Here is a 23,011-nt window from a genome sequence, read left to right as displayed (position 1 = left end):
GCGGTATCGAAGGGAGAGGACCGATGGCTCGTAGAACGATTGTCGGCGTGGCGGCGGCAACCATGCTCGCGGCGGTCGGCGTGGCCCACGCCGGGTGGACGGCTGTCAATCACCACGATCCGGCCTTCGTGGGTGGATCGCTCATCCGGGCGGGTCAGGGTCAGACCTTCGTCGGCGCGGCAGGGCCCACGGGGACAACCGGCCCCAGGCGTCCGAGCGCCCTCACCCGCACGGCGTCGCGCACACGGTCGAGCCACGCCGGGGCGTCGAACTCGAAGAGGCGTTCGACGTCCGTGTGCAGTGCTGCCCCGGCGCCGCCGCCGATTGCTCCCGAGCCGTCGTCAGGACGCTCGCCCATCGCCGCACTCCTCGTCGCGGACCTGCTCCTCGATGAGTTCGCGGAGCCGCTCGCGCAGGCGCTGCTGCGCCTTGTGCACCGCGTTCTCGCTCATCCCGTGCGTCTGGCCGATCTCGCGAGCCGGGACGCCCGCGAGCGTCGCGTCGAGCAACGCCGCGCCACGCTCGTCCGACGCCTCGCGGTATCGCTGCACGGCCAGGCGGTAGTGGTGATCGACCCAGTCGCGCTCGAACTCGGCGTAGAGCGGGTCGTCCTGCGGGCGCCGGCCAGCGACCGCGTCGAACGCGGTTCGATCGTCGCGCGGGCCGACGGGGTGCCGGGCACGTGAGGCGGTGTGGTCCGCCAGCGCGCCACGCACGCAGCGGAAGAGATACCCCCGGAACTTCCCTCGCGCGGCGTCGTACTCGAACCGGCGCAGGCCCGTCACGAGCTTCGCCAGCACGTCCTGCGCAAGATCCTCGGCGTCGGCCTTCTGCAGCCCGCGCGCCTGCAGGAACCGGACGATGAGGTCTCGGTACCGCCGGTCGAACTCGACCCACGCCGCCGCGTCGGCGGGATCGCGCAGACGCCCCAGCAGCGTCGCCGACGTACTCGGAAGTTGTCCGGTCGTGCCCCCCACGGGGGCGAGCGTACCAGATCCCACGCGTTGCAAAAGCCCCCGCCGCACGCCCGTCGGCGTGGTGCTACGCCGCCCCGACCACGGCCCGCGTCGACGCCGGCAGGTCGAGGAACTCCTCGAGGGCGTCGGCCGCGAGGTCGGCGGCGCGCCGGCCCCGGAACGGCGCGAGCACGCCGTCGATGTCGCTGATCTGCCCCTGCGCCCGGGCGGGATCGCGGATGAGCAGTTCGAGCGCGTCTACCAGCGGGCCGGCCCCGCCCCAGTACGGGATGAACTCGGGCACGATCCTCCGGCGGGCCAGCACGTTCGGCAGCGAGAAGACCCTGGTCGAGAGCACCGCCCGCGCCAGCAGGAACAGCACCGGGTTGGATTTCTTGTAGAAGACCACCATCGGGCGCCGTTGGCGCGCCACCTGCAGCGTGACCGTGCCGCTCTTCACAAGCGCCACCTGGCACCAGCGCACGGCGGCGTCGGTGTCCTGCACGAGGACGCGCAGCCCCTCGGGCCACCCGCCGGCCTGCTCGGCGTGCGCACGCACCTGCGATTCCACGCGCGTCGACGTGGCGGCGACGACCCCCACGGCCCGCGGGTGCCGGGCCTTGAGCCGGCGGAAGACCTCCAGCAGCACGGGGAAGTGCCGCTCGATCTCGTTGGGGCGCGAGCCGGGCATCATCGCCACTCGGGGCTCGCCCTCGGGCAGCGCGCCGGTGCGGCGATCCACCGCGTCGAGATCCAGCGGGTCGTCGAAGAGAAAGTGCCCGATGAACCGTGCGGGCACGTTGCGCTTCTCGAAGAAGTCCTTCTCGAAGGGGAGCATGCACAGCACGAGGTCGGTCACGCGCCGCAGGCGGTGGATGCGCCAGCGCCCCCAGGCCCAGATCTGCGGCGCGACAAGATGCACCACACGCAGCCCGTGCGCCCGCGCGATCGCGCAGATCGGCGTGTTCGCCGCGGGCGAATCCACCGGCACGTGCAGCGCGACGTCGTGCGTGCGCAGCCAGGCGTCGATCCGCTGGTTGATCTTCTTGTGCTCGATGATCTTGCGAAAGCCCGGCACGCCCATGACCGCGTCGTCGCCGGTGCGCTCGATGATCGTGGCGCCGGCGCGTTCCATCTTGGGCCCGCCCCAGGCGTAGATCGGCAGGTCCGGATGACGCCGGCGCAGCACCTCAATGACCGCGGAGGCGTGGTCGTCCCCGCTCGGCTCGAACGCCGTGAACAGGATGCCCCGGGGCTGGGAGTCGCGTGCGTGCACCGGCGCAGTGAAGCGTCCCGGAGGGGACAAGTCAACCGTTTACTAACCTCGACCCGACCGACTTGCGCCAGGCTTCACAATCCCACCCCGCCGAGCCAGACCGAGGGCTTCTTGTCGAGGGCGGTCGCCGCGGCGACGAGGGACTCGAGGCTGGGCAGGTGCGCCCCCCGCTCGATCGACGACAACTGGCTGACGGACACGCCGGACGCCTCGGACAGGTCCTTGAGCGTCCAGCCGCGCTCGGTGCGGGCCATGCGGATCTGCCTGCCGAGTTCGTGGCGCAGACGGTCTTGCGGACGCTGGCCCAGCCCCAGTGTCTGGGCCGCCTGCGCCAGCGTCCGTCGCAGTTCCGCGAGCGAGAACGGCTTGGCGAGGTAGTCGAAGACGTCCTGCTTGAACGTCTGTCGCATGGAATCGAGGGTCGGATACCCGGTGACGACGATGACCGCGAGCTTGGCCCAGCGCCTGCGGATCTCCGCGAGCACCTCTTCGCCGGCGTGGCGCCCCATCTTGATGTCCAGCAGCACCAGGTCCGGCAGTCGCGCCTCGCACGTGTCGTAGAACCCCTCGGGCGTCGAGGCGGTCCGGACCTCGTGCCCGTCGGCCTCGAGAACCGAGGCGATGTACTGTCGAAAATCGTCGTCGTCGTCCAGCGCGACGATCGAGAGCGGCGGGGTCTGCGCGGGCGTGCTGGTGTCGGTCATGCCACGGTCACTCCTGCGTGCCCACGGGCCCGGCGGACGGCACCGGCGCGAGGGTTGCCTGCTCTCGGGGGATCATGACCTCCAGCTCCGCCCCGGGGCCGTCCACCCGGTTCCGAGCCAGCAGCACCCCGCCGTGCTCGCGGACGATGCCCTCGGCGACGGCCAGGCCCAGCCCGGTGCCCCGGGCGTCGAGGCGGGTGGACGCGAAGGGCTCGAAGAGCCGGGGCAGGATATCGGGGTCGAACCCGGGGCCGTCGTCCCGCACGCGGAGCGAGACCCACGCCCGTCCGTCGCGCTCGACGGTCTCCCCCTCGACCCAGACGCGCCCGCCCGCGCGGGTGCCGGCACGGACGGCGTCCACGCCGTTGCGCACGAGGTTCACGAGCACCTGCACCATGCGGTCGGGGTCGCACGAGGCGACCACGCCCTCCGAGACCGCGTTGCGCAGGTCCACCGTGCCGGTCTCGCGGTCCAGCCGCACCAGCGTGATGGCCTCCTGCACGACGGTCCGCAGCACGGTCTCGCGCGTGCGGGGCGGGCGGACGCGCGCGAAATCCAGCAGGCTCTCGCCCAGCCGCTCCAGACGCGACACCACCCGCAGCATGAGCGCCGCCTGCGTGGGCTCCATCCCGCGCGCGGGGTTGGCGTTCAGGCGCTCGACCAGCCCCTTCAGCACCGCCAGCGGCGTGTTCAGTTCGTGCGCGATGCCCGCCGACATCATGCCCAGGCTCGCGAGGCGGTCGGCATCGGCCAGGTTCCGCCGGGCCGCCTCGAGCAGGTGGTTCTTGCGTCGCAGGTCCGTCGCGACCGATTCGAGCTTGGACAGCGCGTCGGCCAGGGCCGCCTCCTTGGCGCGCAGGCGCATGACGGTCTCGTTCCGCGATGACATGATGGCGCCGATCTCGTCGGCGGGGATGGTGTCGGCGGGGATGAGTTCGCCGTCGGTGCGTCCCTCGCGGGCCGCCGCGTCGGCCGCGAGCATGCGGCGCACGGGCTCGTACACCGTGCGCGGGAGCACGAAGACCTCCATGGCCACCGCGATGAGCGCGTAGACCGCGACGAGCGCGCCCACGAGCAGCAGGTACAGATCGGTCACCGCGCGCCGGGCGCTGCTGATCCGCACGGTGAGCACGTGGAACCGCTCTTCCTGCCCGGCCCGCGCGGGCGTGTGCGACACGGCGCAGGGCCCCACGATGATGCTCTCCCCCACCACCGCCCGGCCGTCCGCCGCGATCGCCGCCGAGGCCGATTCGGGCGTCAGCCCCAACTCCATCGACCCCCCTGTGCGGACCAGCGCGGTCTCGGCCAGGCGCGAGGCGGCGTCGTCCGTCCGGCGCACGCCCTCGCCCGTCGAGAGCGACGGCGTGAGCGCGTCGAGCACCACCCGCGCCTCTTCCAACTCCGCCTTCTCCACCACCGCACGGATGGCAGGGCGAACCGCCACCAGCAGGATCGTCGCCAGCGCCAGCGAGAACAGCGTGTGCAGGAACACCAGTTTCTTGCGGATCCGCATCCCCGCCAGCAGCCCCGAACGCGCCGGCGCCGCCGGCACCACCACCAGCCGCCGACGGTCGAACGTCGCGGGCGGGGGCTCCGGCGCCGACGCCCCGACCCCTCCCCGTTCCTCTCGCTGGCGACGCGTGAACATCGCGTCACTCTACCCGTCCGGCGCCCGCCCGCCCGGACCTACCCTGCGCCGTGCCGATGACCGACATCGCCCCCGCCCGGCTGGCGGCCCTGCGCCACGCCGAGCGCCAGGCGGCGACATTCCCCGACCTGCCGCTGGCCCCGCCGGACACGAGCGAACTCGACGCCCGGGACGCCGCACTCGCCCACGCCATCGCCGGCGCCGTCACGCGCCGATTTCTGACACTCGAAACCGTCATCCACGCCTTCCTCCGCACGCCGCTGCGCGATGCGCCCCCCGCGGTCCAGGCCGCCCTGCTCACGGGCGCGGCCCAGTTGCTCTTCCTCGACCGCGTTCCCGCGCACGCGGCGATCGGCGAGAGCGTGGAGTACGCCAAGGCCGCGGCCCCGCGCGTGTCGGGCGTGGTGAACGCCGTGCTCCGCAACCTCGCGCGCGAACTCACCGACGCCCCCGAGCCGGCCGACCCCCACGACCCCGACCCCGCGCTCATCCCCATCGGCGACGGGCGCGCCCGCAGAACTCGAAGGCCCCTGCTGCCCGCGGAGAACCCGGCCCGCCTCGCGGCGTCGTGCTCGCTTCCGCTGCCCGTGCTGCACCGCTGGGCCCGGCAGTTCGGGCGCGATCGCGCCACCGACCTCGCCCTGCACACGCTGGTGTCCCCGCCGGTCATCGTCAACGCGCGACACGCCCCGCGCCCGCCCGCGCACGCCGCGTTCCTCCCGCACGATGAACCGGGCATGCTCGTCTGGACCGGCTCGGACGGGCGCGACCTGGGGGCGGCCCTCGCCCAGTCGCCGGGAACCTGGGTGCAGGATCCCGCCTCGTCGTCGCCGGTCGAACTCGCCCGCCTGCACGTCGATCCGGCGGGCGTCCGCACGGTGCTCGACCTGTGCGCCGGGCAGGGCACCAAGACGCGCCAGCTCGCCGCGTGCTTTCCCGACGCGCGGGTCATCGCGACCGACGTCGACGACGCCCGGCGCGCCGAACTGCGGCGCGTGGCGGCGACACTGCCGAACTGCGAGGTGGTCGAGCCCGACGCGCCCGCGCTGGGACGGGTGCGTGCGGATCTCATCGTGCTCGACGTCCCGTGCTCGAACAGCGCCGTCTTCCCCCGGCGTCCCGAGGCCAAGTACCGCTGGGGGGCCGACCAGCTCGCCCGGCTGGCGAAGATCCAGCGAGAGATCATCGCGCACGCGGGCGAACTGGCTTCTCCAGGCTGCACGCTGCTCTACGCCACGTGCAGCCTCGACACCGAAGAAAACGAAGACCAGGCGCACCACGCGACCAACGCCGGGTGGCAGATGCTCCGGGACGACCGACGCACCCCGCGCGGCGTGCCGGGAGACCCGCCCCGGGGCTACGCCGACGGCAGTTACGCCGCGTTGCTTCGAAGGGCAGGGCGCGGGGTACACTCCCCGCACGCGTGAAACCGACCACGGCCGGAGCCCGATCGACATGAACCTGCTGGACATCCTGACCCTCGACTGCGTCCGGGCCCCCCTGGTGGCGTCGGACAAGCGGGGTGTGATCGATGAACTTGTGGATCTCCTGGCGGCCCGTGGCAAGGTGCACGACGCGAAGGCCCTGAAGGACGCCGTCTGGGCGCGCGAGCAGGCCCGCACCACGGGCATCGGCGCCGGGCTCGCCATCCCGCACGGCAAGTGCGCCGGCATGCCGGGCCTGGCCATGGCGATCGGCAAGCCCGCCGTGCCCATGGACTTTGACGCCATCGACAAGCAGCCGGTGCGCCTCGTCGTCCTGCTCGCCAGCCCGCCCGACCGCACCAGCGACCACATCCAGGCCCTGGCCCGCATCTCCCGCCTCATGACCATGGACGCCTTCCGCGAGCGGATCTACTCCGCCCCCTCGGCGGTCGAGATCTACGCCCTCCTGCGCGGGCAAGAGCAGCCCGCGGGGGCCTAGCGCATGCACGCCCCGCCCGGCCAGCCTCACCCCGGGCAGCCCGCACCCGGCGACGCGCCCGACCGCCTGTACGCCCCCCTCGCCTCGATCGAGGACGCCCTCACGCGCCTGTGCGCGGGCGAACCCGACGCCCCCCCCGCCCTGCGCGACGCCATGCGCTACGCCGTGCTCTCGGGCGGTAAGCGCCTGCGCCCCCTGCTGTGCTGGCACGCGTTCGTCGCCTGCGCGGGGCGCGAGCCCAGCGCCGGCGCCGAACTCGAGAACCTGCGGCGCGCCTGCGCCGCAATCGAGATGGTCCACGCGTTCAGCCTGGCGCACGACGACCTGCCGGCCCTCGACAACGACGACATGCGGCGCGGGCGCCCGACCCTGCACAAGCACGCGGGCGAGGGCCTGGCCATCCTCGCGGGCGACGCGCTGCTCTCGCACGCGTTCTGCGTGCTGGGCGATCTGTCGACGCCCCGCCGCGCCGAGGCGATGCGCACGCTCGCCGACGCCGCCTGGCGGATGGTCCGCGGGCAGGTGCTCGACACGATCCCCGACACCACGATATCGCCCCAGGACGCGGTGCACGCCATCCACGCGCAGAAGACCGGGGCGCTCATCCTGGCGGCGTGCCGCCTGGGCGCCCTGTGCGCCGCCGGCGCGTCCGACTCGCCCGAGGCGGCGGTCGCGGAGCACGCCGTCACGCGGTACGCGCGGGCCGTCGGCCTCATGTTCCAGATCGTCGACGACCTGCTGGATGTCGAGCAGGCGTCCGCGCACGCGGGCAAGGCGACCGGCAAGGACGCGGCCGCGGGCAAGCGGACGTTTCCCGGCGTGTTCGGCGCCGAGGAGTCTCGCCGCCGGGTCGAGGCGCTCCGCCAGGAGGCATGGGACGCGCTCGAACCCCTCGGCGCACCGGCCGAGAACCTGCGGCTCATGGCGAACGCGCTCGCGCACCGAACGAAGTAGCAGGATGCACGTACGCGAGAAGGATCTTCGACACCACCGGTAGCGGGGCCGGCGGGAAGCGTCTAGTATTTTCAGGAAGAACTGAAAACTCCGATCCCCGGGCGGCACCCCGGCCGTCCCAGAGAGCGCCCATGTCCAACCTGCTCGCCAGCATCCGCACGCCGCACGACATCCGGTCGCTGTCTGTTCCGCAGTTGCAGGAACTCGCGGCGGAGATCCGCCGCGCGATCACCACGCAGGTGTCGCAGACCGGCGGGCACCTGGCGCCGAATCTCGGCGTGGTCGAGCTCACGATCGCGCTGCACTACGTCTTTGACTTCTCGCACGACCGCCTGCTCTTCGACGTCGGGCATCAGTGCTACCCGCACAAGCTGCTGACCGGGCGGCTGGGGCTGCTGGCGGGGTTGCGGACGCGCACGGGCATGGCCGGCTTCCCCGACCCGCGCGAGTCGCCCTACGACCTCTTCGCCGTCGGGCACGCGGGCACGGGCATCTCGACCGCCGTGGGCATGGCGTGCGGCGACACGCTCACCAAGGAGGCGTTCGACCCCAAGGCCAACCCCGCCGGGCGGCGTGTGGTGACGCTCGTGGGCGACGCCTCGATCGTGAACGGCGTGGCGATGGAAGGGCTGAACAACGCCGGCACGCTCAAGCGCCAGTTCCTGGTGGTGCTGAACGACAACGGGATGTCGATCTCGCGTCCGCAGGGCGCGGTGTCGCACTACTTCGACCGCCTGCGCCTGAGCCACGCGTACGCGGACTTCAAGAAGTCGGCGCGCGAGGCGCTCAAGGCGCTGCCCGGGGGCGAGACGCTCCGCGGCACGTACCACAAGCTGGGCGAGGCGTGCAAGGCCGTCGTGAACGAGGGGGCGTGGTTCGAGCACTTCAATCTGGTGACCGTCGGCCCGATCGACGGGCACGACCTCCCGCGCCTGATCCAGTACCTGCGCGAAGCGCGCGACTTCGACCGCCCGATGCTGCTGCACGTGCACACGGTGAAGGGCAAGGGCTTCGAGGCGGCCGAGCAGGACAGCACGCGCTTCCACTCGCCCCCCGCCTTCAACGTGGGCGAGCACCTGGAGGGCGAAGGCTGCCGGGTGGAGCTCAAGGCGGAGGGGCGGTCGTTCACGGCGGCGTTCGCCGACGCGATGATCGACCTCATGGAGCGCGACGCGAAGGTCGTGACGTGCACCGCCGCGATGCCCGACGGCACGGGCCTCAACAAGGTGATGCCCCGCTTCCCAGAGCGTTCGTGGGACGTGGGCATCTGCGAGAGCCACGCGCTCGACATGATGGCCGGGCTGGCGAAGACGGGGTTCAAGCCGTTCCTCGCGGTCTACTCGACGTTCTTCCAGCGTGCGTTCGACCAGGCGTTCCAGGAGGCGGCGCTGCAGGGCCTGCCGGTGCGCCTGTGCCTCGACCGCGCGGGCCTGGTGGGGGGCGACGGCGCCGTGCACCACGGGTTCTGCGATATCGCCCTGCTCCGCACGCTGCCCGGGGCGGCGATCACCGCGGCGATCGACGAGCCCAGCCTGCGGGCCGCCCTCGAGTTCATGCGGGGCTACGACGCCGGCCTCTCGTGCGTGCGGTACCCGCGCGACGTCGTCTCGCCCCGCCTGGCGGACGCCGCCTGCCCGCCCTTCGAGCTCGGACGTGCCCGACTGCTCACGCCGGCCGAGGCCGACGGCTCTGCTCCCGACGCGGCGGTGTTGGCCTTCGGCACGCCCGCGCTCGCGGCCCTTGAAGCAGCGGCGCGCTTCCCCGGGCGACGCATCGAGGTGTACGACGCCCGGTTCGCCAAGCCGGTGGACGCCGAGCTCGTCGAGCGCTTGCTCGTCCGGCACGTGCCGGTCATCACCGTCGAGGACCACGGGGTAACGGGCGGGTTCGGCAGCGCGGTGCTCGACGCGGCGAACGCGCTGGGGCTGGACGCGTCGCGCGTCGTGCGCCTGGGCATGCCCGATCGATGGATCCACCAGGACTCGCGGACGCGACAGCTCGCCGAGGCGGGGATCGACGCCGACGCCATCGCCGAGGCCATCGCCGCGGTGCTGGCGCCGCGCGAGGCGCCGGCGGCGCTCCGACGCCCGGTGTCGGGCGCCTGACGCCCGCCCGCCCACTCGAACTATCCTCCGCCCATGGCACGACGGGTTCTGCTGCTGGTCAACCCCGAGAAACCCTCCGCCGGCAGCGCCGGCGCGGCGGTGCGCGAGCTCATCGCCCGGCACGGCGCGCTCGTCGGCGAAGTCCGCGCGGACGGGGCGCCACTTCCCGACGCGGCCCGGGACGCGGACCTCGTCATCGTGCTCGGCGGCGACGGCACGCTCCTGTCGCAGGCGCGCCGGTGCCTGGGCCTCTCGGCCCCGCTGCTGGGCGTCAACCTCGGACGCCTCGGGTTCCTCGCGGAGTTCGACCTCTCCTCGCTCGTCGAGCAGGCGCCGCAACTGCTCGGCGACGACGAGCTCTCCATCGCGCGCCTGCCGGTGTTCCGGGTGGAGGTGCTGCGGGGCGGGCGGACGGAGTTCAGCGGGCTGGCCATCAACGACGCCGTCATCACCGCGGGGCCCCCGTTCCGGATGATCTCGCTCACGCTCTCGATCGACGGCGGGCCGGGCCCATCGCTGCTGGGCGACGGGCTCATCATCTCCACCTCGCTGGGCTCGACCGCGTACAACCTCTCGGCGGGCGGGCCGATCTTGTCGCCCCGCATCGACGCCCTGGCCGTGACGCCGATCGCCGCCCACTCGCTGGCGTTCCGCCCCGTCGTCGTGCCGTCGGACTCGTTCATCGAGGTGACGCTCGAGCGCGCCAACGCCCTCGACGGGCACGGCACCACGCTCGTGCTCGACGGGCAGAACACCGCGCGGCTTCTCGCGAACGACCTCGTGCGGGTCTCGCGCGACGCGCACGAGGTGCGTCTGGTGCAGAACACGCGGACGGGGTACTGGGCGCGGCTCATCTCGAAGCTGAACTGGGCGTCCCCGCCGCAGCGCAAGGCCTAGCCCGTACGCTTCCCGCGTGCGACGCGCGTTCACGCTGGTCGAGGTGCTGGTGGTGCTGCTGGTCGTCGCGATCCTGCTGGCGATCCTGCTGCCGGCGGTCGCGGGGGCGCGCGAGGCCGGACGCGGGGCGATCTGCCTCTCGAACGAGCGCACCCTCGCGACCATCTGCCTCGCCTACGCCGACGAGCACAAGGGGTACTCGCCCGCGCTGGGCGTGCCCTACGCCACGCTGCCCAACTGGGCCCTGGTCGTGCAGAGCGCCGCGGGCATCGGCGGCACGACGGCCGGCGAGCTCTACAGCGAGCGGTCGGTGCTGGTCTGCCCGTCGGCCCGTGCACGCTACGGCCCGCAGATGCAGCGCACCTACGCCATCAACGTCACCGGGCACGCCGGAAGCCCGGGCGACCCGGACAACTTCGACGGCGCGGGCGCGCACATCCGGCTCGACCGCGTGGAGCGGGCGTCCGACGTCGCGCTGTTCGTGGACGCCGCGCCGACGGTGATCCCGCCTCCCGCCCCGCCCCCGACCCGGGCCGCCAGCGTCATCGACTTCCGCAACGCGGCGCACGTGCAGGGCCGCCTGGCGTTCGTGCACGCGTCGGGACGGGTGTTCCAGGCGTCGCACGCCGACGGCTCGGCGCGGAGCTACCGCGAGGTGCCGGCGTTCTGGGCGACGCCCCTGCCGTAAAGACGCCCCGAAAGCACGAGGGGCCGCCCCATGTTGGGACGGCCCCCGGTGCAGAGGACAGGCAGCAAATGCTCCCTCGAGTCGGGACGGCGATCAGGCGCGCCGGCGACGGGCGACGCAGAGCGCGCCCAGGCCCGCGAGGGCGATGGCGCCCGGGGCGGGCACGGCCTCGGCGTTGCCGGTGAACGAGGCGTTCGCCTCGAACGACTTGAACGTGCCGTCGGGGTTGATGAACGAGCCCCCGCCGTCGGTCACGACGCTCGTGAGCGTGAGCACGCCCTCGCTGGGATCGAGGAAGGTGATCGGGCCGACGATATCCACCAGCGCTGGGCCGGCGGCGTAGGAGAACGTCGGATCGCTGAAGAGGAGCGAGTTCGTGTTGCTGATGCGGACGAAGGTGCCCGCGGCGGCGGTGCCGGTGACGATGTCACGGCGCATCCCGCTGCTCATGTCGAAGATCGTGAACGAGCCGGAGACGGGCGCGGTCGTCACGCCGGCGATCGTCGTCGCCGCGCCGAGCGACATCGTGAGTTCCATGCGGGCGTCGGTGAACACGTGGTCCACGAACCCGCCGCCCGCGCCGTCGAACAGGAACGTGAGCGGCACGGTCTGGTCGTAGCGGAGAAGCCCCACCCCGGCGCCGGCGCCGTTGGCGAGGTTCGACAACTGACGCCCGGGGATGGGGTCGGCGAAGCTCATCGCCACGCTCGCCTGAGCGGCGGCGACACCGGCAAGGGCGATCGCGCCCGCAAGAATCCAACTGGTCTTCATGACGTCCTCTCTCTTCCTGCGGCGCCTTCACACGCTGAGCGCCGACGGCGATTCCCGCCGCGAGAGGAGTATGCGCGGGCATGATGGCAAAGTCTTCGTCCGAAGGCACTTATGGCGGCAGATCGGCCTTATCCGGACCGCGCTCCCGCCGATAACGGGGCCTCGTCGTGCGCCACGCGTCCGAAAACCGACAACCCGGCCGCCCGCTCGATGTGCACCCGCACCTGGCGGCCTGTCCAGCCGTTCGCGCCCGCCGGCGCGTCGAAGTGCACGATGAGGTCTGTGTCGGTGCGTCCGGTGAGCTGGACAGGCTCGTCGGCAAGAACGCCCTCCTCGGGCGGGGGGTCCGAAGGCCGCGGGGCCCCGGGCAGCGCCCGCCCCCCGATGGTGAGCGTGACCCCGCCCTGGGGCTCGCACGCGCTGGCGGCACGGCGCTTGCGCGTCCGCACCGATTCGCCCTCGACGAGGACATCCAGCGTGCGCCCGACGTGCTCGCGCCCGATCTCGTCGCAGATGGCGGTCTGGAGCCCGAGCAGCTCGGTGTTGCGCCGGCGCTTCACCGCCTCGGGCACGTCGTCCGCGAACTTGTCGATCGCGACGGTGCCCGGGCGGGGCGAGTACTTGAAGATGAACGCGTTCTTGTATCGCACGCGCCGCACCAGCGCCGCCGACGCCTCGTAGTCGGCCTCGGTCTCGGTGGGGAACCCGACGATGAAGTCGCCCGCGAGCCCCAGCGGACGCCCGATCTCGGGCTGGTCGAGGAATGCCCGGGCCCGGTCGATGAACTCGACGTACTCGCCCACCGTGTACCCGCGGTTCATCATCGCGAGCAGGCGGTCGGAGCCCGACTGCGCGGGCACGTGAAGGTAGCGGCTGATGCGCGGGTGATCGCGGATCACCTCGAGCACGTCGTCGCCGAAATCACGCGGGTAGCTCGTCACGAAGCGCAGCCGCGCGATCGCGGGCACCTCCTCGTGGATGCGCGCAAGCAGGCCCGCGAACGTCGTCACGTGCGCCCCGGCGAACGGGTCGCGCCGGTGCCCGCCGGCGTACGAGCGGCCCTTCTGGGGCTGCGTCACGCCCCCCACCGTCACCGCCGCACCGTGCTCGAACCGGTAGTGGTTCACGGTCTGCCCGAGCAGCGTGATCTCGACCACCCCCGCGTCGGCCAGGCGCCGGCACTCGTCCACGATGTGGTCGGGCGGGCGGTGGACCTCGGCCCCGCGCGTGAAGGGCACGACGCAGTACGTGCAGAACTTGTTGCACCCGCGCGTGATCCGCACGTACGCCGAGCGGCGGACCGCGCCCTCGGTGTCGACGGGGCTGACGCTGCGCGAGAGGTCGAGCAGTTCAAGGGAGTCCTGGGCCGCGGCGAGCGTCGAGGACCGGCGCGATGCGTTGCCCTGCAGCGCCATCTGGCGCGCGGAGACGAGCCTGGGCTCCTCGTCGTAGCGCGGCGCGGGGGGATCGTCGAGCATGGCCTCGCGGGTGCGCAGGGCGTTGTCGAGAAGGGCGGGGAGCTTGTCGAGCTCGCCCGGGCCGCAGAGCACGTCGACCACCGGCATGCGCCGGATGAGCGCCTCGCCGTCGCGCTCAGCCATGCAGCCCAGGACGCCGACGACCAGCGCGGGGTTGTCGGCCTTGCGCAGGCGCATCTCGCCGAGGCGCGACCAGACCTTCTGCTCGGCGTGCTCGCGGACCGAGCACGTGTTGTAGAGCACGACGTGGGCGCCCTCGGGCGAAGGGGTGAAGGCGTAGCCCAGCGCGCGGAGCTGCCCGCAGACGAGCTCGCTGTCGAGCTCGTTCATCTGGCAGCCGAAGGTCTCGATGTACACGGTGCGCCCGGGCATGAGGCGGAGTGTAGGTGCGGGCGGCGCGGGGCCTTACGGGCCGGCTAACTCCGGAAGAACGACGCGATCGAGTGCACGGTGATCGCCCGCCCGATGGCGCCGATGGACTCGGTGAGCGGGATGTGCTTGGGGCACACCTTGACGCAGTTCTGGGCGTTGCCGCAGTCCGAGTGCCCGCCGGGGGCCATGAGCGTGTCGAGCCGGTCCGGGGCGAGGGCCTTGCCGGTCTCGTGGAGGTTGAAGAGTCGTGCGAGGCTGATCGCGTGGGCGCCGACGAAGGCGGTGTCCCAGCGGTCCGGATCGGGTTCGAGGTTGTACTGCGGGCAGGCCTCGAGGCAGCAGCCGCACGACATGCACTCGGAGAGCTTGTACCGGGTCTCCTGGGTGGCGGGCTTCTCGCGCGGGCCGGGGCCCTGGAAGTACGTCCCGTCGATGGGCACCCAGGCCTTGACGCGCGTCATCGCCTGGAAGAGCCGCGACCGATCGACCCACAGGTCGCGGACGACCGGGAACTTGCTCATGGGCTCGAGGGTCACGGTGTCGCCCTCGGCGGGGGCGACGGCGTCGATGAGGCACGAGCACGACTGGCGGACGCGCCCGTTGATGACCATCGTGCACGCGCCGCAGACTTCTTCCAGGCAGTTGGAATCCCACGCGACCGGGGTCGTGCGCCGCCCGTCGACCGTCACCGGGTTCGCCGCGATGAGCTGGAGGCACGAGATCACGTTCGCCCCGGGCTCGACGCGCACCGGGAACGTCTCCCAGCGGCTCGCCTTCCCCGGCCCGTCGCACCGCTTGATGCGCAGCAGGATCGTGCGCCCCGCGGGCGCGGCGGCGGCGGGGTCGCGCGGGGTCACGCCCCGGGCGGTGGTCGGGCGGGAGGTGCCGTTGGGGGCCTGGGTGGTCATGGGTGTGCTCGTCAGACCGTCGCCATCGAGGGCGCGGCGGGTTCCTTCTTCTCGACCTTGCCGTACGTGCGGGCCGTCGGACGCACCAGCGTCGCGTCGATCGGCACGAACTCGAGCGTCACGCCCCGCTGCGGGTCGTACTTCGCCAGCGAGGTCTTCATGAAGTTGGCGTCGTCGCGCTCCTGGAAGTCGGTGCGGTAGTGCGCGCCGCGGCTCTCGCGCCGCTCGATGCTGCCCAGGCAGATTGCCTCGGCGATGAGCAGCATGTCGCCCACGCCCCGCGTGAAGCTCAGGGTCTGGTTTGTCCAGGTCGCGGCGTCGCCCAGCCGCACCTTCGAGAAGCGTTCGCGCAGTTCGGCGAGCTTGGCGCGGCACTGCTCGAGGCGCGGGCCGCTCTTCACCACCGTGCACGCCGAGGTCATCTCGACGCCCAGTTCCTTGTGGATGACGTACGGGTTCGTGGACGCGTCGGGCTCGGCCGAGCCGGAGGCCGAGGCCAGCAGCGCCGCGGCGTGGTTCTCTTCGGCGCGGGCCGCGGCGTCGAGCGCGGCCTGCCGGGGCTCGGGGGCCTTGGGCAGGGCGTCGCGCACGTACGACACGACCGATTGCCCGCAGAAGAGCCCGTCGAAGAGGCACGAGAGCAGGGCGTTGGCGCCCAGGCGGTTCGCGCCGTGGTAGGCGAAGTTCACCTCGCCGAAGGCGTACAGCCCGGGGATGTTCGTCGACATGTTGCGCGGGTCGCCGGGGCTCATGCCCAGCCCGACCTCGGCGCCGATGGGCGCCCCCGCGCCGGAGCGATGCTTGTCGAGCGCCTCGCGGGGGGTGTACCGCCCGGGCTCGAAGACGGTGTACAGCCCGCCCATGGAGTAGTGCACGCCCGGGAAGATCTTCATGGGCTCGACGCGCGGGTCGACGCCGACGAACTTCTCGTAGATCTCGAGGATGCCCCCCAGCTTGCGGGTGAGGTACTCGGGGTCCTTGTGCGTGAGGTCGAGGTAGACCGAGTTCTCGCCGCCCACGCCCAGGCCCTGGTTGACGCAGATGTCGAAGATCTCGCGCGTCGCGATGTCGCGCGGCACGATGTTGCCGTACTTGGGGTACTTCTCCTCGAGGAAGTAGTACCGCTCGGCGTCGGGGATGTCGCGGGCGCGCCGCGCGTCGCGGGCCTTGCGGGGCACCCACACGCGCCCGCCCTCGCCGCGCGCCGATTCGGACATCAGGCGGAGCTTGTCGGCCCCGGGGATGGCCGTCGGGTGCACCTGGATCATCTCCGGGTTGCCGTACCACACGCCGTGCTTGAAGCACCGGGCCGCGGCGGCGCCGGTGCAGATGACCGAGTTCGTCGACTTGCCGAAGACCAGCCCGCACCCGCCGGTCGCCATGACGACCGCGGCGGCGGGGAACGAACGCACCTGCATCGTGCGGAGGTCCTGGGCGACGATGCCCACGGCCCGCCCGTCGTCGACGACGGGGGCCAGGAAGTCCCAAAACTCGTACTTGGTGATCTTGCCCTCGCTGGCGTAGCGCCGGGTCTGCTCGTCGAGGGCGTACAGCAACTGCTGGCCGGTGGTGGCGCCGGCGAAGTGCGTGCGCTTGAAGAGCGACCCGCCGAAGAGGCGCAGGTCGCGGAAGCCCTCGCTGGTGCGGTTGAAGGGCACGCCCATGCGGTCGAGCAGGTCGATGATGCGCGGGGCCCAGTTGGCCATCTCGAGCACGGGGTGCTGATCGGCGAGGTAGTCCCCGCCGTAGATGGTCTCGTCGAAGTGCTCGTACTCGCTGTAGCCCTGCTGGCGGGCGACGTCGTTGCAGGCGTTGATCCCGCCCTGGGCGCAGACGCTGTGCGAGCGCTTGACGGGGACGAGCGAGAAGAGATCGACATCGAGGCCGGCCTCGGCGAGGCGCACGCACGCCGCCAGCCCGGCCAGCCCGCCCCCCACCACGATCACGCGCTGAGTGTGCATCAGGAATCCGCCCGGAGGGCGGTGGACCCGCCCGTTGATTGATTCGACCGATCACCCGACTCTGGATGATCGCGCAGACGATGATCGGACTAGTGAGGCGGGGCGCCGGGGCCCGGCGTGGCCGCCTCTTCGGGAACTCCCACGGGGGCCTCGCCCTGCACGTGGCGGAGGCGCGACTCGACCTCGGCGGCCTCGCGCGGATCGAGCAGCACGAACCCGATCACCGACATCCAACCCAGCGCCATGAGCGTGACGCCCAGCCCAGCGCACACCACGCCCCAGCGCCGCTGGGCGCGCTGCGAGACCGTGAGGCCCCAGCGGATGGCGGCGGTCCACAGCCCGTTCGCGAAGTGGAAGACCAGCGTCGTCACCCCGAGGAAGTAGAACACCGAGACGAGCAGCCCCCAGAAGGTGAACTGATCGAACCCGCCCCGCAGCGCCGCGGCGAGCGTGCTGGCGGATTCCTCGTGCGACCACTTGATCGAGCCGTCGAACGGCGGGATCAGGAATGTCCAGCCCCAGCGGAGCGTCGCGACGTGATAGAAGATGTAGATCACGCCGAAGTAGCCGGTGAGGCGCTGCAGGGCGTAGCGCCAGTTGGACTGGAACGGATAGCGGTCCGTGTTCGCGTGCCCGGTGCGGGCGTAGTAGAAGCCCAGCACGCTGTGCAGCGCGATGGAGCCCCACAGCGCGAGCTCGATGAGCAGCAGGTGCGGGATGCTCTCGTTGATCCAGGCGACTTCCTTCCAGAAGTACGCCACGCCCCCGTCGCGGACGGAGTACGGATCGCCGCCGGCCCGCAGGCCCCACTTGCCCCAGGCGATGGACGAGTTGGTGACGAGATGGGCGACGAGGAAGACGCCGATCGGCACGATTCCCGTGAGGGAGTGAAGCCGGCGGAGCACGATGTGGTTGGGGTTCAGCAGGCCGAGCGGCGCTGGACGGGCCGACACGCCTGGACCGGAGGGAATGGTCGTCACGCGCAAAGGTCCTTGCACACACGCCGCGGGCGGGGCGGCGATCGTCAGGTCGACAGGCCGCCCGGGCCGGGAAGATCCGCAGGACCGATCGGGCCGCCGGGCCCGGGGCGCCCGGGTCCGCCCATGGGCACGCGTCGGACCCGACCTTCCTGCACCGCCTTCTCGACCGCCTTGGAGACTTCCACGAACTCCGCACGCAGCTCCGTGAGGGTCTTCGTCAGCATCGTCTGTTCGGCTTCGCTGAGATTGCCCTTGGTCTTGGCTTCCAGCACGCCCAGCATGTCGATGTGCACGCGGGCGTACTCGATCGAGACGATGGACTGCCCGGACTGCGGGTCCGGGAAATAGCCCAGGTACGACAGCGCCTGCGTCGCCAGCAGCCCGACCACGTCCTCGAACCGGACGTCCTCGCGCTGGGGCTGGGCCTTCTTGGCCGCCTCCTGCGCCTCCAGCCGCTGCTTTTCCGCCTGCGCTTGCGATTTCCAATCCGAGTCGATGATAATCTTCGGCTGCTCGGACATAGGGCACTCCATCGCGGCACGCGAACGCGCCGCGCCTTGCCGGGAGTGTAGCGCGCTCGCGAAGTTCCCCGAACGCGCCGTCAGGAGGACCGATGATTCACCGTGCTGCGATCGGCCTGGCCGCGTGCTCCGTCGGGTCGCTGCTCGCGGGCTGCTCGGGCGGGTCCGCCGCTCGCCCCGCCCCCACCGTCTCGCTGAGCGCCGCGGATTTCGCCGCGGCGCCGGGCGCGGCGCCCGCCCCGGCCGCCCCCTCCACCACCGAGCAGCCCGCCCGCATCGCCGACGCACGCCCCATCGCCGCCGCCCCGCTCGACATCAACGGGACGGGCGACCTCACGGGCGATCGACCCGTCGCTGGTGCCTCCGGCGCCGCGGCGGCGCCGGACGCGGGCGCACCCTTCGTGGGTGTCGCGGGCGCACCGGACCTGTCCGGCGCCGACGTGCCGCCCGCGGGCGCTGCGGTGCTGGTCGACGCGAAGATCGGCGACGTGAACGGGAACCCGATCTACGCCTCGACGTTCTTTGATGTGGGGTCGGCGACGCTCGAGCCGCTGGGCCCGCGTCTCGCGTCCGAGGCGCGTCGGCGCGGGCCGCAGGACTGGCTCGTGTTCGCGCGCGACGAGATCAACCTCCGCCTCGACCTTCTGGTGCGCGACGAGCTGCTGCGGGGCGAGGCGCTCGCGTCCATCGACCCGCAACGCCGCCAGAACCTCTTCGCCTTCGTCCGCTCGCTGCAGGAGCAGGAACGCCGCGTCGCCGGCGGCAGCACCGAGGCCCTCAGCCGCGAGATCCAGGAGCGCGAGGGGCTTTCCCTCGACCAGTGGGCGCGGCGCCAGGAGCAGGAACAGCTCATCCGCATGCACGTCTACGAGAAGATCCAGCGCCGGATCAACATCTCCTGGCGCGACATCGACCAGGCCTACAACGGGCGCTTCGCCGACATCTACCAGCACCCGCCCCGCTACCGCTTCTTCCTCATCAACGTGCCGGCCTCGGCCGCCGAAGACCGGGCGTCCGTCGAGACGGCGCTCGCCTCTGGGCAGGAGTTCGAGGAACTCGCGGCCCTGCCCGTCAACCGGTTCCGCAACGGGCGGGGCGGGCTCGAGGTGCGCGAACTCACCGGCGAACTCGCCAACGCCTCGTTCTTCCCCAGCCCCGTGCTCAACGACGCCGCAAAGACGATGTCGCCCGGCGACACGCGCGGCCCGCTCGATCTGGGGGGCGTGCTGGCCTGGATCCATCTCGACGCCGTGGAGTTGCCCCCGGGGCTGTACGAGGCCCAGCTCGACGTCGAGAGTCGCCTGCAGGTGCAACGGTTCAACGAACTGACCGCCCGATACCTCGAGAAGCTCATCGGCCGCTCGAGCATGACCTCGATCGTCGAGATGCGCGCCCGCCTGCTCGGCATCGCCGTCGAGCGCTACAAGCCCGAGGCGGCGCCTCGAACGCGGTGACGCCGTGCCCGCCTCCTTCTGGTCCCGGCTGCTCCGCCGCGTGCGTCGCGCGCTGGCGCCGGCGGCGCGCGACCGGGCGGTCGGCAACCGGGGCGAGGCAGCGGCGGCCGACCTGCTGCGCGCCCGGGGGTACCGGATCATCGCGCGCAACGCCGTCACCCCGCGGGGCGAGGCGGACCTCGTCGCGTGGGCCCCGGACGGGCGCACGCTGGTGGTGGTCGAGGTGAAGACGCGGGTGCGGGGCGCGAATGCGCGCAGCGACGCGACGCCGCCGGAGGCGAACGTGACGCGGGCGAAGCGTCGGAGGCTGCACGCGATCGCGACGCACCTGGCCCGGTCGAACGGGTGGACCGACCGCCCGCGCCGGGTCGACGTGGTGGGTGTCGAGATTGACCCCGACGGGTCGGTGCGCGCCCGCGTCACCGAGCGGGTCTAGCCCGCCCGGTGACACGGGTGCCGCGGATCTGCGTCGCGACCACGCGGGGTGACGCGCTGGTCAGGACAAGGACCTGTCAGGGGCAGGGCGCGCCGGCGACGACCTGCTCGAGGGCCGCGACGTCGTCCTGATCGACGTTGCCGTCGCGGTTGAAGTCCGGGTCGGCGCTGGCGCAGGTCGGGTCACCGCCGACGACCTGGGCGATGCAGGCGATGTCGTCCTGATCGACGTTGCCGTCGGCGTTGAAGTCGGGATCGCAGGTCGGGCCCGAGGGCGGGATGAACGCGGCGGCGGCGAAGGTGCCGGTGCCCGTGAAGGGCGAGGGGAGCGTGCCCACCTGCTGCCCGCTCTCGAGGTCGAAGATGTAGAAGTTGGGCTGCGAGGTGTTGTTGCCGTCGGTCACGCCGTAGGCCGTCCCGTCGTACACGGCGAGCCCGTCGACATCGGAGTCCGACGCGGGCGACGCCCCGGTGAAGGCCGTGGTCTGTGCGGCGACATCGATCGAATAGATGCCGCGCGGCGAGCCGGAATCGGAGAGCCCGTAGAGCACGCCGGTGGTGGAGTCGACGTCGAGCCCGCCGAAGTCGAAGGTCGTCGGGTAGGCGTAGAGCAGCGTCGCCTCGCGCGTCTCGACGTCGATGCGGTAGACCGCCTCGGTCGTGATGTTGCGCGTGCCCAGGAGCGCCCCGTCGCGGAACGCGAGCCCCACGAAGTTCACGGTGGCGCCGTTGTACGTCATCCCGCCCAGCAGCGTGGGCGTGAGGCTCTCGGTCGAGAAGGGCGAGGAGTACAGGTTCGCACCGTTGTTCCAGTAGAGGGTGTTGGTCGCGGGGTCGTACGCCATGCCCCAGGGCTTGGCGTCCGTCGTGGTCGCCGAGTAGAGGGGGGTGGCGGCGCCGGAGGCGACATCGATGTAGTAGATCGTCGCCGTGCCGCTCTGGTCGTTGCCCACCACGAGCTGGCCCTGGGCGAGACCCGCCGAGGCGGCCAGCGCGAGAACTCCGAGAAGACGCTTCATGAGATGCTCCTTTCACAGATCTGAGAAACCGACACTGTCACTCGAACTCGTTCGACGGTCCTCACGGGCACGGCTGGCCCGCGACCACCTGCTCCAGCGAGTTGATGTCGTCCTGGTCGACGTTGCCGTCGCGGTTGAAGTCCGGATCGCTCGCCGAGCAGAACGGATCGCCCGCGACCACCTGCGCCAGGCACGCGATGTCGTCCTGGTCGACGTTGCCGTCCTGGTTGAAGTCGGGGTCGCAGCCGACGCCCCCCTCCACCGTGAGCACAAACCCGGACCCCACGTTCCCGCAGTCGTTGTCCACGACGTAGTCCCACTGCCCGGCGTGCTCCGGGCCCACCGGGTCGATCGTCAGCGAGTTCGTCGTCGCGCCCGAGATCGGCCCGCCGTCCTGCACGAGCTGCCCCTCCAGGAACCACGAGTAGGTGAACGGCGCGCTGCCCACCGGCACGAACGTGAACGTGACGGCGTCGCCCGCGTTCACCGTCTGATCGAAGACGAACTCCCCGATGTCCGGCGACAGGCAGTCGGGCGCCGAGCCGAAGTTCCACGAACGGATCGCCTGGGTCGCCGCGACGGCGCCCGTGCCGCCCGTGAAGCCCACGAACGCGATCCCGCCCGGGCCCGCGATGCCCTGCGAGAAATCCACCGGCGCCTCGGCGAGGAGCGCACCGTCGACGTACACCCGCAGCACCGCCCCGTCGTACACCACCATCGCGTGATGGGGCTGCGAGTCGTTGATGTCCGCGGCCAGCACGCCGTGCGCGAGCGAGAAGTTGTCCCCGGCGTTGTTGGGCCCCGCGAAGTTGGTCTGGATGCTGACGTGGTCCGCCGGGAACTCCCCGGTGAACGCGAACGTGTCGAACTCCACCGCCAGCGACGCGGTGATGCCCTGCGGGCCGTTGTCGGCGTATCCCAGCCCGCTCCCGCCCCCGCCGAGGGCGATGGTGGACTCGTTCTGCACCACGAACGCGAAGCCGTCCGCCTCCCCGTCGAGCGTGAAGACGAAGTCGCTCACCCAGGGCGACGTGATCGTGACGGGCACCACGTCGTACCACCCCGCGCCGCGCTGCCCGGACACCGCCTGCGTCAGTTCGAGAACATCCCCGGCGAGCGCCGCGTTCCCGACGGTCGTGATGCCCGTCGCGCCGTCGAACGTCGGGTACAGCGGGCCGTCGACCGTGAACGACCAGGACGAGACCGAGTGCTCGCCGAACGAGCCGCCGTTGCCGGACGTGAAGCCGACGTACGCGCACCCGTCGGGCGCGATGAGATCGAACGACACGGGCACCGACAGGGTCGCCTGCCCATCAATCCAGATGCGCAGGGTCGTCCCGTCGTACGCGACGATCGCCTCGCGCTCGACGCCGTCATTGACGTCGAACGGCAGCACCGCGTGCGCGATCGACGAGGCATCGTCCGAGAACGTCGGGCCGCCGAAGCCGGTCTGCACGCTCAGGTGATCCTCGGCGAACTCGCCCGTGAACGAGAACGTGTCGATCTCGACCGCGAGCGACCGCTCGATCCCCGAGTAGCCCAGCCCGCTGCCCAGCGATCCCAGCGAGGTCGGGCTCTCGTCCTGGATCACGAAGGCCATGCCGTCGCCGCCACCGATGATGCGGAAGGTAAAGCGCGTCATCCACGGCCCGGTGATGGTGTGCTTCGCCAGGCGGTAGAACGACGAGCCGCCCGTGCCCGGCTGCGACGGGGCGAGCACGAGCCGCGTGCCATCGACCGTCGAGTTCTGCGAGTACGACAGATCCCCCGCTGAGAGGGAGAAGTCCGCGTAGCCCAGCGCATTGCTGGTGCAAAGCTGCGCGTGCGCGTGCGTGCACAGACCTGCCACGACCCCGGCCAAAAGCGCTCGATGCATGATCTCCCTCCGGATACCCCCAGAAAGGGTAGCACGGAGCCTCGGAATCGCAACGTCTTTCCAGGCAAAGCTCTCGGTTCGGCGC

21 protein-coding genes are annotated in these 23,011 nt (G+C 71.7%); 8 read left to right on the top strand and 13 right to left on the bottom strand.

What is annotated here, in order from left to right; all coding sequences use genetic code 11:
- Positions 1 to 160: 160 nt before the first annotated feature.
- The 5 genes from SFY69_10520 to SFY69_10500 all read right to left on the bottom strand — a co-directional run bounded on the left by SFY69_10520 (position 161) and on the right by SFY69_10500 (position 4,584).
- Positions 161 to 358, bottom strand: coding sequence for a hypothetical protein (locus SFY69_10520; protein MDX2132472.1), 198 nt, complete (start codon positions 356 to 358; stop codon positions 161 to 163).
- On the bottom strand, positions 342 to 977 hold the full coding sequence (locus SFY69_10515) for a sigma-70 family RNA polymerase sigma factor (protein ID MDX2132471.1): 636 nt from the start codon (positions 975 to 977) through the stop codon (positions 342 to 344). Before SFY69_10515 ends, SFY69_10520 begins: the two co-directional genes overlap by 17 nt.
- Before the next feature lie 64 nt (positions 978 to 1,041).
- Entirely contained in the window at positions 1,042 to 2,232 is a 1,191-nt protein-coding gene (locus tag SFY69_10510; protein MDX2132470.1) for a hypothetical protein, read from the bottom strand.
- Positions 2,233 to 2,306: 74 nt separating this feature from the next.
- On the bottom strand, positions 2,307 to 2,936 hold the full coding sequence (locus tag SFY69_10505) for a response regulator (GenBank protein ID MDX2132469.1): 630 nt from the start codon (positions 2,934 to 2,936) through the stop codon (positions 2,307 to 2,309).
- A gap of 7 nt (positions 2,937 to 2,943) precedes the next feature.
- Positions 2,944 to 4,584: an ATP-binding protein gene (locus SFY69_10500; protein ID MDX2132468.1), complete on the bottom strand. Its 1,641-nt coding sequence runs from the start codon at positions 4,582 to 4,584 to the stop codon at positions 2,944 to 2,946.
- A 56-nt stretch (positions 4,585 to 4,640) separates the two neighbouring features.
- Here SFY69_10500 and SFY69_10495 point away from each other — a divergent pair, with 56 nt between their 5' ends.
- The 6 genes from SFY69_10495 (at position 4,641) to SFY69_10470 (ending at position 11,151) form a co-directional block, all read left to right on the top strand.
- Positions 4,641 to 6,011, top strand: coding sequence for a transcription antitermination factor NusB (locus tag SFY69_10495; protein MDX2132467.1), 1,371 nt, complete (start codon positions 4,641 to 4,643; stop codon positions 6,009 to 6,011).
- Between the two features lie 28 nt (positions 6,012 to 6,039).
- Positions 6,040 to 6,507 carry a PTS sugar transporter subunit IIA gene (locus SFY69_10490; GenBank protein MDX2132466.1) on the top strand — a complete coding sequence of 156 codons (468 nt, stop codon included), beginning with the start codon at positions 6,040 to 6,042 and terminating at the stop codon, positions 6,505 to 6,507.
- 3 nt (positions 6,508 to 6,510) lie between these two features.
- The gene (locus SFY69_10485; protein MDX2132465.1) at positions 6,511 to 7,461 is read left to right on the top strand and encodes a polyprenyl synthetase family protein; all 951 of its coding nucleotides are present in this window, start codon (positions 6,511 to 6,513) and stop codon (positions 7,459 to 7,461) included.
- A 131-nt stretch (positions 7,462 to 7,592) separates the two neighbouring features.
- Entirely contained in the window at positions 7,593 to 9,566 is a 1,974-nt protein-coding gene (dxs, locus tag SFY69_10480) for a 1-deoxy-D-xylulose-5-phosphate synthase (GenBank protein MDX2132464.1), read from the top strand.
- A gap of 33 nt (positions 9,567 to 9,599) precedes the next feature.
- Positions 9,600 to 10,463, top strand: a complete 864-nt coding sequence (locus SFY69_10475) for an NAD(+)/NADH kinase (GenBank protein MDX2132463.1) — start codon at positions 9,600 to 9,602, stop codon at positions 10,461 to 10,463.
- A 16-nt stretch (positions 10,464 to 10,479) separates the two neighbouring features.
- The gene (locus SFY69_10470) at positions 10,480 to 11,151 is read left to right on the top strand and encodes a prepilin-type N-terminal cleavage/methylation domain-containing protein (GenBank protein ID MDX2132462.1); all 672 of its coding nucleotides are present in this window, start codon (positions 10,480 to 10,482) and stop codon (positions 11,149 to 11,151) included.
- Positions 11,152 to 11,244: 93 nt separating this feature from the next.
- Here the strand turns inward: SFY69_10470 and SFY69_10465 are convergent, their stop codons facing one another.
- The 6 genes from SFY69_10465 to SFY69_10440 form a co-directional block, all read right to left on the bottom strand.
- The gene (locus SFY69_10465) at positions 11,245 to 11,922 is read right to left on the bottom strand and encodes a PEP-CTERM sorting domain-containing protein (GenBank protein ID MDX2132461.1); all 678 of its coding nucleotides are present in this window, start codon (positions 11,920 to 11,922) and stop codon (positions 11,245 to 11,247) included.
- A 128-nt stretch (positions 11,923 to 12,050) separates the two neighbouring features.
- A complete protein-coding gene (locus tag SFY69_10460; GenBank protein MDX2132460.1) occupies positions 12,051 to 13,772 on the bottom strand; it encodes a MiaB/RimO family radical SAM methylthiotransferase in 1,722 nt (573 codons plus the stop codon).
- A gap of 44 nt (positions 13,773 to 13,816) precedes the next feature.
- Positions 13,817 to 14,680, bottom strand: coding sequence for a succinate dehydrogenase iron-sulfur subunit (gene sdhB / locus SFY69_10455; GenBank protein ID MDX2132459.1), 864 nt, complete (start codon positions 14,678 to 14,680; stop codon positions 13,817 to 13,819).
- A gap of 11 nt (positions 14,681 to 14,691) precedes the next feature.
- The gene (sdhA, locus tag SFY69_10450; GenBank protein MDX2132458.1) at positions 14,692 to 16,641 is read right to left on the bottom strand and encodes a succinate dehydrogenase flavoprotein subunit; all 1,950 of its coding nucleotides are present in this window, start codon (positions 16,639 to 16,641) and stop codon (positions 14,692 to 14,694) included.
- A gap of 89 nt (positions 16,642 to 16,730) precedes the next feature.
- A complete protein-coding gene (locus SFY69_10445) occupies positions 16,731 to 17,621 on the bottom strand; it encodes a hypothetical protein (GenBank protein MDX2132457.1) in 891 nt (296 codons plus the stop codon).
- A 44-nt stretch (positions 17,622 to 17,665) separates the two neighbouring features.
- Positions 17,666 to 18,142 (bottom strand): DUF1844 domain-containing protein, encoded by a 477-nt coding sequence (locus SFY69_10440; GenBank protein MDX2132456.1) that lies wholly within the window; start codon positions 18,140 to 18,142, stop codon positions 17,666 to 17,668.
- Positions 18,143 to 18,234: 92 nt separating this feature from the next.
- On the opposite strand from SFY69_10440, the gene SFY69_10435 reads away from it, so the two are divergent.
- A complete protein-coding gene (locus SFY69_10435; GenBank protein MDX2132455.1) occupies positions 18,235 to 19,596 on the top strand; it encodes a peptidylprolyl isomerase in 1,362 nt (453 codons plus the stop codon).
- A 4-nt stretch (positions 19,597 to 19,600) separates the two neighbouring features.
- A complete protein-coding gene (locus SFY69_10430; protein ID MDX2132454.1) occupies positions 19,601 to 20,032 on the top strand; it encodes a YraN family protein in 432 nt (143 codons plus the stop codon).
- 76 nt (positions 20,033 to 20,108) lie between these two features.
- Here SFY69_10430 and SFY69_10425 read toward each other — a convergent pair whose 3' ends face one another.
- Both SFY69_10425 and SFY69_10420 read right to left on the bottom strand, forming a co-directional pair.
- Entirely contained in the window at positions 20,109 to 21,050 is a 942-nt protein-coding gene (locus SFY69_10425; protein ID MDX2132453.1) for a hypothetical protein, read from the bottom strand.
- Between the two features lie 61 nt (positions 21,051 to 21,111).
- Positions 21,112 to 22,926 (bottom strand): hypothetical protein, encoded by a 1,815-nt coding sequence (locus SFY69_10420; GenBank protein MDX2132452.1) that lies wholly within the window; start codon positions 22,924 to 22,926, stop codon positions 21,112 to 21,114.
- Positions 22,927 to 23,011: the final 85 nt, after the last annotated feature.

The organism is Planctomycetota bacterium, assembly GCA_033763975.1.
Taxonomy (GTDB): Bacteria; Planctomycetota; Phycisphaerae; order Phycisphaerales; family UBA1924; genus RI-211.
This window is presented reverse-complemented; position numbering and strand designations above follow the sequence as displayed.